Source organism: Streptomyces sp. NBC_01508, from assembly GCF_045040315.1.
GTDB lineage: Bacteria > Actinomycetota > Actinomycetes > Streptomycetales > Streptomycetaceae > Streptomyces.
Map to the genome: position 1 here is coordinate 2805392 of NZ_CP109419.1, position 15842 is coordinate 2821233.

Annotated in this window: 15 protein-coding genes; 9 read left to right on the forward strand and 6 right to left on the reverse strand. The window is 70.5% G+C overall.

The genetic code is table 11. The features are described 5' to 3' along the window. The first annotated feature begins 82 nt into the window (after window positions 1-82). Entirely contained in the window at window positions 83-694 is a 612-nt protein-coding gene (locus OG700_RS12630; RefSeq protein ID WP_405612886.1) for a DUF6542 domain-containing protein, read from the forward strand. 60 nt (window positions 695-754) lie between these two features. Here OG700_RS12630 and ppgK read toward each other — a convergent pair whose 3' ends face one another. Further along, window positions 755-1492: a polyphosphate--glucose phosphotransferase gene (ppgK, locus tag OG700_RS12635; protein ID WP_405612888.1), complete on the reverse strand. Its 738-nt coding sequence runs from the start codon at window positions 1490-1492 to the stop codon at window positions 755-757. A gap of 34 nt (window positions 1493-1526) precedes the next feature. Then, a complete protein-coding gene (locus tag OG700_RS12640) occupies window positions 1527-2555 on the reverse strand; it encodes a 4-hydroxy-3-methylbut-2-enyl diphosphate reductase (RefSeq protein ID WP_405612890.1) in 1029 nt (342 codons plus the stop codon). Between the two features lie 85 nt (window positions 2556-2640). On the opposite strand from OG700_RS12640, the gene OG700_RS12645 reads away from it, so the two are divergent. The 4 genes from OG700_RS12645 (at window position 2641) to OG700_RS12660 (ending at window position 6580) form a co-directional block, all read left to right on the forward strand. Beyond that, entirely contained in the window at window positions 2641-4098 is a 1458-nt protein-coding gene (locus tag OG700_RS12645; protein WP_405612892.1) for an APC family permease, read from the forward strand. A 116-nt stretch (window positions 4099-4214) separates the two neighbouring features. After that, on the forward strand, window positions 4215-5423 hold the full coding sequence (xseA, locus tag OG700_RS12650; RefSeq protein WP_405612894.1) for an exodeoxyribonuclease VII large subunit: 1209 nt from the start codon (window positions 4215-4217) through the stop codon (window positions 5421-5423). Between the two features lie 84 nt (window positions 5424-5507). Next, on the forward strand, window positions 5508-5765 hold the full coding sequence (locus OG700_RS12655; protein ID WP_405612896.1) for an exodeoxyribonuclease VII small subunit: 258 nt from the start codon (window positions 5508-5510) through the stop codon (window positions 5763-5765). A 224-nt stretch (window positions 5766-5989) separates the two neighbouring features. Then, window positions 5990-6580, forward strand: a complete 591-nt coding sequence (locus OG700_RS12660; RefSeq protein ID WP_405612898.1) for a malonic semialdehyde reductase — start codon at window positions 5990-5992, stop codon at window positions 6578-6580. Between the two features lie 98 nt (window positions 6581-6678). On the opposite strand, the gene OG700_RS12665 is transcribed toward OG700_RS12660, so the two are convergent. Next, window positions 6679-7194 carry a DUF4245 domain-containing protein gene (locus tag OG700_RS12665; protein WP_405612900.1) on the reverse strand — a complete coding sequence of 172 codons (516 nt, stop codon included), beginning with the start codon at window positions 7192-7194 and terminating at the stop codon, window positions 6679-6681. Window positions 7195-7325: 131 nt separating this feature from the next. Between OG700_RS12665 and glpX the strand changes: the two genes are divergently transcribed. Next, window positions 7326-8357: a class II fructose-bisphosphatase gene (gene glpX, locus OG700_RS12670; RefSeq protein WP_405612902.1), complete on the forward strand. Its 1032-nt coding sequence runs from the start codon at window positions 7326-7328 to the stop codon at window positions 8355-8357. Between the two features lie 99 nt (window positions 8358-8456). Here glpX and OG700_RS12675 read toward each other — a convergent pair whose 3' ends face one another. Both OG700_RS12675 and OG700_RS12680 read right to left on the reverse strand, forming a co-directional pair. Continuing rightward, on the reverse strand, window positions 8457-8831 hold the full coding sequence (locus tag OG700_RS12675; RefSeq protein ID WP_405612904.1) for a WhiB family transcriptional regulator: 375 nt from the start codon (window positions 8829-8831) through the stop codon (window positions 8457-8459). 234 nt (window positions 8832-9065) lie between these two features. Continuing rightward, the gene (locus tag OG700_RS12680; RefSeq protein ID WP_405612906.1) at window positions 9066-9734 is read right to left on the reverse strand and encodes a DUF1707 domain-containing protein; all 669 of its coding nucleotides are present in this window, start codon (window positions 9732-9734) and stop codon (window positions 9066-9068) included. A 251-nt stretch (window positions 9735-9985) separates the two neighbouring features. Here OG700_RS12680 and OG700_RS12685 point away from each other — a divergent pair, with 251 nt between their 5' ends. Beyond that, window positions 9986-11668, forward strand: a complete 1683-nt coding sequence (locus tag OG700_RS12685) for a fumarate hydratase (protein ID WP_405612908.1) — start codon at window positions 9986-9988, stop codon at window positions 11666-11668. A 106-nt stretch (window positions 11669-11774) separates the two neighbouring features. Here the strand turns inward: OG700_RS12685 and OG700_RS12690 are convergent, their stop codons facing one another. Continuing rightward, window positions 11775-13325 (reverse strand): ricin-type beta-trefoil lectin domain protein, encoded by a 1551-nt coding sequence (locus OG700_RS12690; RefSeq protein WP_405612910.1) that lies wholly within the window; start codon window positions 13323-13325, stop codon window positions 11775-11777. 106 nt (window positions 13326-13431) lie between these two features. Here OG700_RS12690 and OG700_RS12695 point away from each other — a divergent pair, with 106 nt between their 5' ends. Together OG700_RS12695 and OG700_RS12700 are read left to right on the forward strand one after the other, a co-directional pair. Further along, on the forward strand, window positions 13432-14859 hold the full coding sequence (locus tag OG700_RS12695) for a class II fumarate hydratase (RefSeq protein WP_405612912.1): 1428 nt from the start codon (window positions 13432-13434) through the stop codon (window positions 14857-14859). 112 nt (window positions 14860-14971) lie between these two features. After that, window positions 14972-15646: a DUF402 domain-containing protein gene (locus tag OG700_RS12700; protein WP_405612914.1), complete on the forward strand. Its 675-nt coding sequence runs from the start codon at window positions 14972-14974 to the stop codon at window positions 15644-15646. The last annotated feature ends 196 nt before the right edge of the window (window positions 15647-15842 follow it).

A 15842-nucleotide genomic window follows, 5' to 3' on the forward strand; every position in this document is an offset into this window, starting at 1 on the left:
GTCCGTCGAACGCAACGCCAAGGTCGCCCAAAGGGCGTGTCCATCGCCTGAATCCGACAGCCATGCGACCTAGGTTGTTCCGGTGGAGCAGCACAGGACACGTCCCCCCCAGCGCCGGCCACGGCCGCCGCAGAGCCCTCTGAGCCCGCAGGGCGCCGTCGCCGAGGCCGCCGCCGTCCACCGGGTTCCCGCACCGACCACGCGCCGGGTGCCACCTGTCGTGCTCACCCTGCGCAGACTGCCGAATCCCCGGCTGACGGGGCTGGGCGCCGGGCTCTTCGCCGCCGCCGCGATGCTTCTGATCGGGTGCCTGGACCAATTGCTGTTCGACGGTGAGCCCCTGGTCTACGGGGTGCTGTTCCTGCCGGTCAGCGCGTTGACGGCGCTCTGGGTGCGGACCGCCGACCTGGTGACCGCCCCGATCAGCGTGCCGATCGCCTTCGCCTTCGGCACCCTGCCGATCTCCGGCGGGACCGGCGGATTCGGCGGGCAGACGATGGCCGTCGTGACCGCGCTGGCCGTACAGGCGGGCTGGCTGTACGGCGGCACGCTCGTCGCCGGGGTCATCGCCTCCGTACGGAAGGTCCGCCAGATGGGCCGCCGACAGCGCGCACGCGACGCGGCGGCCACCCGCGGTGCGAGCGCGGGGAGGTCGGGCGGCAGCGCCGCGAGCGCCGTCGCCCGCCGCGTCTAGGGTCCGGCAGCAGAGCGCCGGACGGGCCGCTCAGGGGGCGGCGCGTCCGGCGGTCCGTGGTCAGCGGGCCGCGGCCGTCATCGCGGCGCCCACGATGCCCGCGTTGTTCTGAAGCCGCGCCGGAACGATCTCCGCCTTGACGCCCTCGATGAGCGGGATGAACTTGTCCGCCTTGCGGCTGACGCCGCCGCCGATGATGAACAGTTCCGGCGAGAACAGCATCTCCACGTGTGCCAGATACTTCTGCACCCGGTGCGCCCAGTGGTGCCAGCTCAGGTCGTGGTCTTCCTTGGCCTTCGTCGACGCGTGCCTCTCCGCGTCGTGGCCGTTCAGCTCCAGGTGGCCCAGCTCGGTGTTCGGGACGAGCTTGCCGTCGATGAAGAGCGCGCTGCCGATCCCCGTACCGAAGGTCAGCAGGAACACGGTGCCCTGTCGGCCCTTGCCCGCGCCGAAGGTCATCTCGGCCACGCCCGCCGCGTCCGCGTCGTTGAGGATCGTGACGGGCAGATTCAGCCGCTTGCCGAGCAGTTCGCCGGCGTCCGTGTCGATCCAGCGCTTGTCGACGTTCGCGGCCGTGCGGACGACCGGGCCCGTGACCACTCCCGGGAAGGTGATGCCGACCGGGCCGGACCAGCTGAAGTGCTCGACCACCTCGGCGACGCAGCCGGCCACCTCGTCGGGCGTGGCCGGCTGTGGCGTGAGCACTTTGTGACGCGGCTCTGCCAGCTCACCGCGCTCCAGGTCCACGGGCGCGCCCTTGATGCCAGAGCCGCCGATGTCCACTCCGAAGACGTTCATGGACGCAACGTTACGGGGAGATGACCCCGTCGCCCTACTTCTCGGCCAGGCCGGCGGCCTCCGCGCGCAGGTCACGGCGGAGTTCCTTGGGCAGTGAGAAGACGATCGACTCCTCGGCGGCCTTGACGATCTCGACGTCGGCGAAGCCGTGCCCCGTGAGCCATTCCAGGACGCCTTCGACCAGGATCTCGGGGACGGACGCGCCGGAGGTGACGCCGACCGTCGTGACGCCTTCCAGCCAGGCCGCGTCGATCTCGTCGGCGGAGTCCACCAAATGGGCGTCGCGGGAGCCGGCGCCGAGGGCGACCTCCACCAGCCGTACCGAGTTCGAGGAGTTCTTCGACCCGACGACGATGACCAGTTCCGCGTCGGCGCCCATCTGCTTGACGGCGATCTGCCGGTTCTGCGTGGCGTAGCAGATGTCGTCGCTCGGCGGCGCGATGAGCAGCGGGAACTTCTCCTTGAGCTTGTCGACCGTCTCCATCGTCTCGTCCACGGAGAGGGTCGTCTGGGAGAGCCAGACGACCTTGGACTCGTCGCGCACCTCGACGTTGGCGACATCGTCGGGTCCGTCGACCAGCGTGATGTGGTCGGGGGCCTCGCCGGAGGTGCCGATGACCTCTTCGTGGCCGTCGTGGCCGATCAGCAGGATGTCGTAGTCCTCACTGGCGAAGCGCACGGCTTCCTTGTGGACCTTGGTGACCAGGGGGCAGGTCGCGTCGATGGTCGCGAGCTTGCGGTCCGCGGCCTCGTCGTGGACGACGGGGGCCACGCCGTGCGCGGAGAACATGACGATCGATCCCTCCGGGACCTCCGCCGTCTCCTCGACGAAAATCGCGCCCTTCCTTTGAAGGGTCTGCACGACATACTTGTTGTGGACGATTTCGTGCCGGACGTAGATCGGAGCCCCGTACTGCTCCAGGGCCTTCTCCACGGCGATCACGGCACGGTCCACGCCCGCGCAGTAACCACGGGGCGCGGCGAGCAGGACGCGTTTGCCCGCGCGGCGCGCGGCGTCCGCGTTCGGGCCGGCGGCGGGCGTCGGGCTGGGCGTAGCAGTCATGCCCACCATCGTAAGGCCGCCCAGAAGAGGCGGGAGATCACCGGCCGGGCCGAGACTGGGCCTACGTGATCGACGGAGGGACGCGATGGCCGACAGCGGCGCGGGCGATTCGGACGGTACGAGCGGTGCGGGCGGTACGGATCCGCTGACGGGCGGCGGGGGCTCCGGCGGTGGCGCGGACGCGGTGGGCGGGCTGCGGCGGACGCTGGGGTTCCGAGATCTCGTCGTGTACGGGCTCCTCTTCATCGCGCCCATGGCCCCGGTCGGTGTGTACGGCACGCTCGACGCCAAGTCGCACGGGGCCGTGGCGCTCGTCTACGTCTTCGCGACCGTCGCCATGGCCTTCACGGCCTTCAGTTACGCGCAGATGATCCGGGTCGCGCCGCAGGCCGGTTCGGTCTTCGCGTACGCGCGCAAGGGGCTCGGCGAGGGGCCGGGGTTCATCGCCGGCTGGATGGCGATGCTCGACTACCTCCTGATCCCGGCCGTCGCGTATCTCTTCGCCGGTATCGCGATGGAGGCGCTGGTGCCCTCCGTCGACCGGTGGATCTGGACCGGGCTCGCCGTCGTGATCACCACGCTGCTCAATCTCTGGGGCGTACGGGCCGCCGCGCGGGTCGGTTTCTTCGTCCTCGCGATGGAGATCGTGGTGCTGATGGTGTTCGTGGTGTCGGCGATCGTGGTGCTCGTACGGGACGGGGCGACGCGCGGCTGGCTGTCGCCGTTCACCGGCGACATGGGTTTCTCCATGACCGCGGTGCTCGGCGCGGTGTCGGTCGCCGTGCTGTCGTATCTGGGCTTCGACGCGATCGCCTCCTTCGCGGAGGAGGTGACGGGCGGTTCGCGGAAGGTGGCGCGGGCCGTGCTGTTCTGTCTGGCGCTCGCCGGTGTGCTGTTCGTCGCGCAGACCTATCTCGTGGCGCTCCTCGAACCGCTCAGCTCGGCGGAGTTGGCCGCCGACCCGGCCAAGCAGGGGTCGGCCTTCTACGACGCGGTGGACGCCTCCGTGGGAACGTGGCTGCACGACCTGGTCGCGGTGAGCAAGGCGATCGGCGCCGCGTTCGCCGCGCTGGCGGGACAGGCCGCCGCCGGCCGGCTGCTCTTCGCGATGGGCCGGGAGCGGCGGCTGCCGCGACTGCTGTCCCGTACGGACGGGGGTACGCCTCGCGTGGCGCTGCTGCTCGCGGCGGTGGTGACGTTGATCGCCGCCGTGTGGGCGGCCAGGCGCGACGACGGGCTGGACCATCTGGTGTCGGTGGTCGACGTCGGGGCGCTGACGGCGTTCATCCTGCTGCACGCGTCGGTGGTCGGCTGGTACGCCGTACGGCGGATGGAGGGCCCGCCACGGATCCTGGCGCATGTGGTGCTGCCGGTGGTCGGTGCCGGTGTGCTGGTCGCGGTGATCGTGGAGGCGGCGGGGTCGGCGCAGGTGGTGGGTGCGATCTGGCTGGCGGTGGGGCTGGTGGTGCTCGCGATCCAGTGGCGTCGCGGCACGGTCGCGCCGAGTCCCCCGAGTCCCCCGAAGACTCCCAAGGCTTCATAGTCCCCGTACGGGCCTCGGGTTGCGCACGGCCTCCCGTGCCTCCCGTGCGTCCCGTGCGTCCTCAACCGTTCCCGATGTGGGCCGCGTTGTCGGAGGCGGCCGATACGCTCGACCGCATGGCTCTCAACACGTCCGCGGACGCCCCGCTGCCCGTCGGCGAGGTGTCGCGCCTCATCGGCGGCTGGATCGACCGGCTCGGCGCCATCTGGGTCGAGGGACAGATCACCCAGCTGTCGCGCAGGCCCGGTGCCGGGGTCGTGTTCCTGACGCTGCGCGACCCGTCGTACGACATCTCGGTGAGCGTCACCTGCTACCGGCAGGTCTTCGACGCGATCGCCGACGTCGTGTCGGAGGGCGCGCGGGTCGTGGTGCACGCGAAGCCGGAGTGGTACGCGCCGAGGGGGCAGCTGTCGCTGCGGGCCACCGAGATAAAGCCGGTCGGCATCGGCGAACTGCTCGTCAGACTGGAGCAGTTGAAGAAGTCGCTGGGCGCCGAGGGGCTGTTCGCCGCCGATCGCAAACGCCCGCTGCCCTTTCTGCCGCAGCTGATCGGGCTCGTCTGCGGGCGGGCTTCGGCGGCCGAGCGGGACGTCCTGGAGAACGCGCGGCGGCGCTGGCCCGCCGTCCGCTTCGAGGTCCGCAACACCGCCGTGCAGGGGGTCAACGCGGTCAGTCAGGTCGTCCAGGCGGTCAAGGAGCTGGACGACCTGCCCGAGGTCGACGTGATCATCGTGGCGCGTGGCGGGGGCAGCGTGGAGGATCTGCTGCCGTTCTCGGACGAGCAGTTGGTACGGGCGGTGGCCGCCTGCCGTACGCCCGTCGTGTCGGCGATCGGCCACGAGCCCGACTCGCCCCTGCTGGACCTGGTCGCCGACGTACGGGCCTCGACGCCCACGGACGCGGCCAAGAAGGCCGTGCCGGACGTCGGTGAGGAGCTGGACCGGGTGCGGGCGCTGCGGGACCGGGCGCTGCGGACGGTGCGGGGGCTGCTCGACCGGGAGGAGCGTGGGCTGGCCCACGCGCTGGCCCGGCCGGTGATGGAGCGGCCCCACCGGATGGTGGACGAGCGCGAGAGCGAGATCGACGCGCTGGTCGACCGCAGCCGGCGGGTGCTGCGGCATCTGCTGGACCGCGCGGACTCGGAGCTGTCGCACACCCGCGCACGTGTGGTCTCGCTGTCGCCGGCGGCGACGCTGGAGCGTGGGTACGCGGTGCTCCAGCGGCCGGACGGGGCCGTCGTCCGCTCCTCGGCGGAGGTCTCGGCGGACCAGGAGCTGCGGGCCAGGGTAGCGGAGGGCGAGTTCACGGTGCGGGTCCGCGAATGAGCCCCGTGGGGCGGCTTCGGCCCGTACTCGCGCATGCCTTTCCTCACGTATTCGTTGTCGTAGACCGCACATAGGGTGGATCACATGGCCAAGACGGACAGCGGGACAGCAACGGCCGCCGGCGCGGACGCGCCCGGCTACGAGCAGGCGCGGGACGAGCTGATCGACGTCGTGCGCCGTCTGGAGACCGGCGGTACGACGCTGGAGGAGTCGCTGGCCCTGTGGGAGCGGGGCGAGGAGCTGGCCAAGGTCTGCCGCCGCTGGCTGGACGGCGCGCGGGCCCGCCTCGACGCCTCGCTGGCGGACCCGGACCCGGACCCGGCGCCGGACCACGAGGCCTGAGGCAAGCGGCCTGAGGCAAGCGGCCGTCGCCGGTCGATCTTCTCGGCCGTCCGCCGTCGGCCGTCCGCCGAGAAGATCGACCGGGCGCTCCCATTGTCAACAGTGTGTGAGGCGAGTCACCACAGCCCTGGTTTTAGTTGAAAGTTAATACATCGAGGCGTACGTTGGCGGCGTTGTTTGATCGATCATTTGGTCGGTCCGCCCGTCCCGGAAGGTACGCCCCCATGTCTTTCGCCCTTGACCCCGCAGCCCAGGATCTCCTCTTCCGTGAGGCCCATACCGCCAACACGTTCACCGACGAGCCGGTGACCGAAGAGCAGATTCAGGCGATCTACGACCTGGTGAAGTTCGGCCCCACCGCCTTCAACCAGACACCGCTGCGCGTCGTCCTGGTCCGCTCCGCCGAGGCCCGCGAGCGCCTCGTCCAGCACATGAGCGATGGAAACAAGCCCAAGACGTCCACCGCCCCGCTGGCCGCGATCTTCGCCGCGGACAACGAGTTCCACGAGGAACTCCCCCATCTCTTCCCGGTGTTCCCCGCCGCCAAGGACGCGTTCTTCTCCGAGCGCCCGGTACGTGAGCGGAACGCCGGAATGAACGCCGCGCTCCAGGCCGCGTACTTCATCGTCGGCGTCCGTGCCGCCGGTCTGGCCGCGGGCCCGATGACCGGCTTCGACCACGCCGGCGTCCAGAAGGAATTCCTGGACGGCGACCACACGCCCCTGATGGTCGTGAACATCGGCAAGCCCGGCGAGGACGCCTGGCGCCCGCGCGCCCCGCGCCTGCCCTTCGACGAGGTCGTCACCACCGTCTGAGCCACGCACGAGCCACGTCTGAGTCACGTCGCCCGGGCCACGCGCGAGGAGGCCGCCGCCCCCGGAAGGAGCGGCGGCCTCCTCGTGTCCCGCGCCGGTCAGGACTTGCCGGGCTCCAGCGCCTCCACCATCTCGACGAGCCGCTCGTGCGGCGCCGTACCCGTCACGACCGTCGTCACGCCCTCGGCGGTGCGGACCAGGGCGTCGTACTTCGGCCCCTCCCACCGCTGCCAGGTCTCGCCGCCCACCCGCGAGCTCTTCCCGGTGTCCTCGGCGTCGTGCGTGACGTCGGCGATGTACTTCCCCGCCGGGTCCGTCGACTGCTCCACCGCGACGTACTCACGGTCGGGGTCCAGGAAGCCGAGATGCCACGCGTTGCCGTCCTGCCGCACGTACGACACCGATGTCGGCTTCCAGGTCTTCGGGAGGCCCTTCGGCGCCATCACCGGGTACGGTGCCGCGCGCTGCGCCGTCACCAACTCGACCCGGTAGTCCACCGCCTTGAGCGGATCCGCGTTCTCGTCGTGCGGGTTGATCAGATAGAACGCCCCGGCGACGGCGACGATGACCGCCATCGACAGGAACATGCCCCGTACCGTCTGTTTGCCTCGCATACCTGCCACCTCCCCATCGTCGCATCCAGGGTTCACGCTCATACGTGGGCCCCTCTGCTCATTTTGTCGACGTACCGCTAGAGTCGCAGCACCCTCATTCCGGCCGTCGCCGTGCAGAAAGGTGCGTTCCGATGACCGAGCATCAACTCCCGTCGCCGCTGGAGGTCTCTCCGGAGGCCCCCGACCGCAACCTGGCCCTCGAACTCGTACGCGTCACCGAGGCCGCCGCCATGGCCGCCGGCCGCTGGGTCGGACGCGGCGACAAGATCGGCGCGGACGGCGCGGCCGTGAACGCCATGCGCACCCTCGTCTCGACCGTCTCGATGAACGGCGTCGTCGTCATCGGCGAGGGCGAGAAGGACGAAGCCCCGATGCTGTTCAACGGTGAGCGGGTCGGCGACGGCACCGGCGCCGAGGTCGACATCGCCGTGGACCCGATCGACGGCACCACGCTCAACGCCAAGGGCATGCCCAACGCCATCGCCGTCCTCGCGGCGGCCGACCGCGGCACCATGTTCGACCCGTCGGCGGTCTTCTACATGGACAAGCTGGTGACCGGGCCCGAGGCCGCCGACTTCGTCGACATCAACGCCCCCGTCTCGGTCAACATCCGCCGCGTCGCCAAGGCCAAGAACTCGTCCCCCGAGGACGTCACGGTCGTCATCCTCGACCGCCCCCGCCACGACGGCATCGTGAAGGAGATCCGCGAGACCGGCGCGCGGATCAAGTTCATCTCGGACGGCGACGTGGCCGGCTCGATCATGGCCGTACGCGAGGGCACCGGCGTCGACCTGCTGATGGGCATCGGCGGCACCCCCGAGGGCATCATCTCGGCGTGCGCGATCAAGTGCCTCGGCGGCACCATCCAGGGCAGGCTCTGGCCGAAGGACGCCGCCGAACGGCAGCGGGCGCTCGACGCCGGGCACGATCTGGACCGGGTGCTGTCGACGGACGACCTGGTCAGCGGCGACAACGTGTTCTTCGTCGCGACGGGCATCACCGACGGCGAGTTGCTGCGCGGGGTGCGGTACCGCTCGGAGACCGCGACGACCCAGTCCATGGTGACGCGGTCCAAGTCCGGCACGATCCGGCAGATCGACTCGACACACCGGCTGTCGAAGCTGCGCGCCTACAGCACGATCGACTTCGACCGCGCGAAGTAGCGGTACGCGGTTCCCAGCAGGCGTGCGGTACGCGTGAAGCCAGGGCGCTCCCCATGTGCGGGGGGCGCCCCGGTCACATCCGGTCGAACGGGACTGCGGTCAGCCCGCCGCGGCGATCCGGCCCGAGGCCGACGCCGCGTTCCGCAGCTCGATCTCGCGCCGCCTGCGGCGCGCCAGGACCACCCGGCGCTCGGCGGCGGTGAGGCCGCCCCACACCCCGTACGGCTCGGGCTGGAGCAGCGCGTGTTCCCGGCAGTCGACCATCACCGGGCAGCGGGCGCAGACCCGCTTGGCGGCCTCCTCACGCGCCAGCCTCGCGGCCGTCGGCTCCTTGGAGGGGGCGAAGAACAACCCGGCTTCGTCCCGGCGGCACACCGCCTCCGAATGCCAGGGTCCGGCCTGATCCTCCCGAGCGGGACTCCGCTGGGGCGGTACGGCGGCGACCTGCAGGGGCTGATGCGGCAATGGCAGCACGGTCCACTCCTGACGACGGCTTCGCGAGCGAGAGACGATGCAGCAGTCCCTACCCGCTGTGCGCACGCCTAAGCACTGAGTGGCACTGGGATACGACCCGCGGAACGCCGTACGGAACCGCGGAAGCGCCGCCCCGGACCGGCCGGTGGCCGCCCTGACAGCACCCGACCGGACCTGACCGCAGGCCGAAGCGGAACCCGAAGCGGAACGGATCAACAGCCCGCAGAACGGCGGTCATTGGCCCAGATGCTTGCGCAGCCGCCTGTTGAGGTCCGCGATGAACTTGCCGCGCTTCGGCTTGGCCTCGATGCTGCCGAGGACCGAGTAGCCGTTGACGACCACGACCGGGGCATCCCCGTCGGCGCCCTCCAGCGTGCGCACCTCGAAGTTGCCGAAGACGCCGGTGCCGCCGCCGCGCAGGGAGATGTTCTCCGGGACCCGGACCTCGATCGAGCCGAAGATGGCGGTCGCGTTGATCACGGTCGTCCGCTGGGTGAAGATCGCCTCGGTCAGGTCGATCTCGATGCTGCCGAAGAGCGCGAAGGCATTCGTACGGCGGCCCACCCGCCAACGGCCCTTGCGGGTCGAGCTGCTGAAGATCGCCACCATCGTCTCGGCGGGCTCGGTCTCGTCGTCGGGGCCGTACGTCTGCGCCGCGGCGGCGGGCCGGGTGGCGCCGGGTGTCGCCGGCAAGTCCTTGACCAGTGGCTCCAGTTCGCCCATGGTTTTGGCGCGGTAGACGGCGTCGATCCGTTCGGAGTGCTCCTCGGCATCCAGGCGACCGAGCGCGAGGGCTTCCCTGAGGATGTCGGCGATCCGGTCCCGGTCGGCGTCGGAGGCCCGGATACCGGCGTGGGGCTCCACCGGCGCGACCGGCTTCTGGGGGTGCTTTTCGAGGTCCACGACACCAGAGTAGCGAAACGCGATAGATCGCGACTAGGGGCGACACCGCCGGGGTTGGCCGAGCCGCACTCCCGACGCGCACTCCCGAGCCATACTCCCGAGCCGCGCTCCCGCCCCCGTCCACGACCCCCGTCGCCCGCCCGTCGCCGCCTCCTACTGAGTCTCACCTCACCCCGTCCGCCCGCGCGCCACGTCTTACGCTGAGAGGCGCGCTGTCCGACGAAGGCCAGCCGCCGCCCGTCGAGTGAGGAATGGCCGAAATGCCAGAGTTTGCGTACTCCGATCTGCTCCCTCTGGGAGAGGACACCACGCCGTACCGCCTGGTGACCGCCGACGGCGTCTCCACCTTCGAGGCCGACGGCCGTACGTTCCTCAAGGTCGCTCCCGAGGCGCTGCGCACGCTCGCCGCCGAGGCGATGCACGACATCTCGCACTATCTGCGCCCGGCCCACCTCGCCCAGCTGCGCAGGATCGTCGACGACCCGGACGCGTCGTCGAACGACAAGTTCGTGGCGCTCGACCTCCTGAAGAACGCCAACATCGCCGCCGCCGGTGTGCTGCCCATGTGCCAGGACACGGGCACGGCCATCGTCATGGGCAAGCGCGGGCAGCACGTCCTTACGGAGGGCGGCGACGAGGCGGCCCTGTCGCACGGCATCTACGACGCGTACACGAAGCTCAATCTGCGCTACTCGCAGATGGCCCCGCTGACCATGTGGGACGAGAAGAACACCGGCTCGAACCTGCCCGCGCAGATCGAGCTGTACGCGACCGACGGCGGCGCCTACAAGTTCCTCTTCATGGCCAAGGGCGGCGGCTCGGCCAACAAGTCGTTCCTCTACCAGGAGACGAAGGCCGTCCTGAACGAGACCTCCATGATGAAGTTCCTGGAGGAGAAGATCCGTTCACTCGGTACGGCCGCCTGTCCGCCGTACCACCTGGCGATCGTCGTCGGCGGCACGTCCGCCGAGTTCGCGCTCAAGACGGCGAAGTACGCCTCCGCGCACTACCTGGACGAGCTGCCCCCCGAGGGCTCCCCCACCGGTCACGGCTTCCGTGACAAGGAGCTGGAGGAGAAGGTCTTCGAGCTGACGCAGAAGATCGGTATCGGGGCGCAGTTCGGCGGTAAGTACTTCTGCCACGACGTGCGTGTCGTACGGCTCCCGCGGCACGGCGCCTCGCTGCCGGTCGCGATCGCCGTCTCCTGCTCGGCGGACCGCCAGGCGACCGCGAAGATCACCGCCGAGGGGGTCTTCCTGGAGCGGTTGGAGACCGACCCGGCGCGCTTCCTGCCCGACACCACGGACGAGCAGCTGGACGGGGCCGACGAGAACGACGTCGTACGGATCGACCTCGGCCGGCCGATGGACGACATCCTGGCCGAGCTGACCAGGCACCCCGTCAAGACCCGGCTCTCGCTGACCGGAACGCTGGTCGTGGCGCGCGACATCGCGCACGCCAAGATCAAGGAGCGGCTGGACGCGGGCGAGGAGATGCCGCAGTACCTGAAGGATCACCCGGTGTACTACGCGGGACCCGCCAAGACGCCCGAGGGCTACGCCTCCGGGTCGTTCGGCCCGACGACGGCGGGGCGGATGGACAGCTACGTGGAGCAGTTCCAGGCGGCGGGCGGCTCGAAGGTCATGCTCGCCAAGGGCAACCGCTCGAAACAGGTCACCGACGCGTGCGGCACACACGGCGGCTTCTACCTCGGCTCGATCGGCGGCCCGGCGGCGCGGCTCGCGCAGGACTGCATCCGGAAGGTGGAGGTCCTGGAGTACGAGGAGCTGGGCATGGAGGCGGTCTGGAAGATCGAGGTCGAGGACTTCCCCGCGTTCGTCGTCGTGGACGACAAGGGCAACGACTTCTTCACCGAGCCCGCGCCGGCGCCGACGTTCACCAGCATCCCGGTGCGGGGTCCCGGCCTCGCGTAGGCGGCCCGAAGCCGCTGGAGCCGCCCGAAGGCGGCCGGAAGCCACTGCCAAGCCGCTACGCGCGTCGGCGCACGCGCGTAGCGGCTTGTGGAGCGTTGTGGAGCGGTCAGACGAAGCGCTGGTTCGCCGACCCGTCGCAGTTCTGGAGCCGGAGCGGGTCCCGCTCCGACGCCAGGGTCAGACAGAGCGTGCCCGCCGACGCCGGGCGGATGGTGCCCGCCTCGCGTACGAACTTCTGGTTCTCGCCACCGTGGCAGTCCCACAGGGAGAGCGCGGCGCCCGCGCGGTACGTGCCCGACGGGACGTCGAGGCAGCGGTCGTGGCTCAGCTCGCTGTGCAGCGACCGGGCGCCGGCGCCCGTGCCGGTGTCGTACCACCAGCCCTGGTTACGGCCGTCGCCGCAGCCGTAGCCGGTGACCTTGGAGCCGTTGCGGGTCTTCGACGCGCTCACGTCGACGCAGGAGCCGGTCCCCGCGTTCTTCAGTGGCTGAAACGCGTCGTCCCAGCCGCCCGGCTGGAGGGCGGGCCGCCCCGTACTCGCCGGATCGGCGCAACTCGCCTCGCGCAGACCCGAGTCGTACAGCTGGGTCAGGCACGACGCGAAGGCGAGGTGTCCGGCGGCGTTCGGGTGGAAGGACTGCCGGACCGAATTCGCGCTCGGCGGGAAGGGGTTGGTGATGTCGACGTACAGACCCCGCACCCAGTCGTCGTCCGTGCACACCTCATGGCCGTGGAAGAGCCGCGAGTTGTCCAGATACACCGCGCCCGCGTTGTTCGCCGCCTTCCGCATGCCGCTCTGGAACGCGGGGACGGCGCCGTCCCGGGCCCAGGCGGTGTCCTCGTCGGAGACGGTGCAGCCGCCGGGGATCTTCCCCGGGAAGTGGGGATTGTCGCGGAAGTCGGGGGCGAGCGGCCCCGGGTAGCCCATCACGACGAGCTTGTAGTCACCGTCGGCGTACCCCGCGTCGCGCATGACGCCCCGCAGGTCGGCCACGGTCGACTCGACCTTCGGGACGAGTCCGTCGACCCGCGCCTGCCAGCCGGCCCGGTACTTGTCGGCGCACGGCCCCTGGAGGGTGAACCAGCGCACCACGCAGTCGGTCATCACCGGACCGAACTGGAGATCGTCGTTCGCGCCCGCCACCAGCAGCACCATCTTGATCTTGGTGTTGCGCGCCTTGACGGCGAGACTGTCGCTCTGCACCAGCTCGTCGGCGTACTGCGCCGTGCCACCGACGCGGACGTTGACGGTCGAGGCACCGGAGCAGGAGACGTTGTACGTGACGTCCGCCGCGATCCCGGTGCGGTGGATGGCCGAGTCGGGCGACCGGTGGCACCAGTTGTCGGGCCCGTCCGTGCCCGGCTCGTAGGTGCCGACGCCCTCGCCGGAGATCTGGCTGTCGCCGAGCGAGACGAGTCCCGTCTTGCGCTGGTCGAGCGGGCGCTCCGCGGGGTCGCCGTAGAGACGGGTGGCCTCGGCCGCGCGGATCTCCTCCAGGGCGGGCGGCAGCGGGGTGGACGCGCGGGCGGCCGCGGGCGCGGCGGTGGGAGCCGACGCCTGGGCCGCGGGGGTAAGTGCGACGAGTCCGCCGACGACGGTCGCGAATGCGGCGAGCGTGGCGACGGTACTTCGGAAGGTGGGTCTCGTACGGTGCATGGCCTCCCCGATCTCAGTGTTACCAGGGGTTTCTACTGGTCGGTAAGAGACTTGGGAACACTCTGAACAAGACAATTGCTCAACTTCTGTAGGAGGTACCACCACGATGACGAGCGACGCGGGCACGCACCCGGACACACCGACCACTGGCGCGGGTCACCGCACCGAGTACGACTCGATGGGCGAGATCCAGGTCCCGGCGGACGCCAAATGGCGCGCCCAGACCCAGCGGGCCGTACAGAACTTCCCCATCTCGGGCCGGCCCATCGAACGCGCCCATATCGAGGCCCTGGCCCGTATCAAGGCCGCCGCCGCCACCGTCAACGCCCAACTCGGCGTGCTGGACCCGGACATCGCCGAGGCGGTACGGAGCGCGGCGGCCGAGGTCGCCGATGGCCGCTGGGACGCGCACTTCCCGGTGGACGTCTTCCAGACCGGCTCGGGCACCTCGTCCAACATGAACGCCAACGAGGTCATCGCCACGCTCGCCACCGAGCGGCTGGGCCGCGACGTGCACCCCAACGACCACGTCAACGCCTCGCAGAGCTCCAACGACGTGTTCCCCTCCAGCATCCACATCGCCGCGACGGCCGCCGTCACCGCCGATCTGATCCCGGCGCTCGGCCATCTCGCCGCCTCCCTGGAGCGCAAGGCGCGGGAGTTCGCGGACGTCGTGAAGTCGGGCCGTACGCATCTGATGGACGCGACGCCCGTCACGCTGGGCCAGGAGTTCGGCGGTTACGCGGCGGCCGTCCGGTACGGGATCGAGCGGCTGGAATCGGCTCTCCCGCGACTGGCCGAGCTGCCCCTGGGCGGTACGGCGGTGGGCACCGGCATCAACACCCCGCCCGGCTTCCCGGCCGCCGTCATCGCCGAGGTGGCCCGCACGACCGGGCTGCCGCTGACCGAGGCCCGGGACCACTTCGAGGCGCAGGGCGCGCGGGACGGGCTCGTGGAGACCTCGGGCCAGCTCCGTACCGTCGCCGTCTCGCTCACGAAGATCTCCAACGACCTGCGCTGGATGGCGTCGGGGCCGCGCACCGGGCTGGCCGAGATCAATCTGCCCGATCTCCAGCCCGGCTCGTCGATCATGCCGGGCAAGGTCAATCCGGTGATCCCCGAGGCCGTCCTGATGGTGGCCGCCCAGGTCACCGGCAACGACGCGACCGTCGCCACGGCCGGGGCGGCGGGGAACTTCGAGCTGAACGTGATGCTGCCGGTGATCGCGAGGAACCTCCTGGAGTCCGTACGGCTGCTCGCCAACGTCTCCCGGCTGCTGGCGGACCGCACCGTCGACGGCATCACTGCGAACGTGGAGCGGGCCCGCCGGTACGCGGAGTCGTCCCCCTCCGTCGTCACCCCGCTGAACAAGTACATCGGCTACGAGGAGGCGGCGAAGGTCGCCAAGAAGTCGCTGGCCGAGCGGCGCACGATCCGCGAGGTGGTGCTGGAGTCCGGCTATGTGGAACGCGGCGACCTCACACTGGAGCAGTTGGACGAGGCGCTGGACGTGCTGCGGATGACGCGCCCGTAAGGCCGGTCCGGTCCGCCCCTCCCTGGGGCCGGGCCATGATCGGAGCCGACAGGATCGAGCCGTCCGGACGCACCTCACAGCGCCCGCGCCGGCTCCGCCCTAAGATCTGCGCATGACAGGTGCGGACGGCATTCGACACTGGGACCGGGGCGAGCGGATTCTCTGGCGCTACCGGGACAACGGCTCTCACCATGTGCACATCTGCCGCCCGGTGACCGTCGTCCAGGACACCGAGGACCTGCTCGCCGTGTGGATGGCGCCGGGCACCGAGTGCGTGAAGCCGGTGCTCGCCGACGGCACGCCCGTGCACCACGAACCGCTCGCCACCCGGTACACGGCGCCGCGCACCACGGCCCGCGCCCACTGGGAGGGCACGGGTGTGCTGAAGCTGGCCAGGCCCGACGAGCCGTGGTCGGTGTGGCTGTTCTGGGAACAGGGCTGGGAGTTCCGCAGCTGGTACGTGAACTTGGAGGAGCCGCGCGTGCGTTGGGCGGGCGGCATCGACTCCGAGGACCACTTCCTCGACATCTCGGTCTATCCGGACCGCAGTTGGCTCTGGCGGGACGAGGACGAGTTCGCCGAGGCCCAGCGGGCCGGGCTGCTGGACGCGGGCCAGGCGCTGCGCGTCCGGGAGGCCGGGAGTGCGGCGGTCGACATGATCAAGGCGTGGGGCGCGCCGTTCTCCGACGGCTGGGAGAACTGGCGGCCCGACCCCCGGTGGTCGGTGCCCGAGCTGCCGCCGGGCTGGGACCGGGCCCCCGAACCGGCGAAGGTTCGAACCAGATGAGGCAGAACGGCAGGTGGCCGCACCGACCTGGTGATCACCGGGACGGGTTCGCCGACGTCGTGAGACCCTTGATACGCCCCCAGGGTTCAAACGTAGGATCGTCCTCCGCAGGGCCGCGCCCGAGCAACGCGCGTGCGGGGCAACGGAGCTGACTTAGAGTCATATCGCTGGACCATCGAGCCGCACCACGTACGAC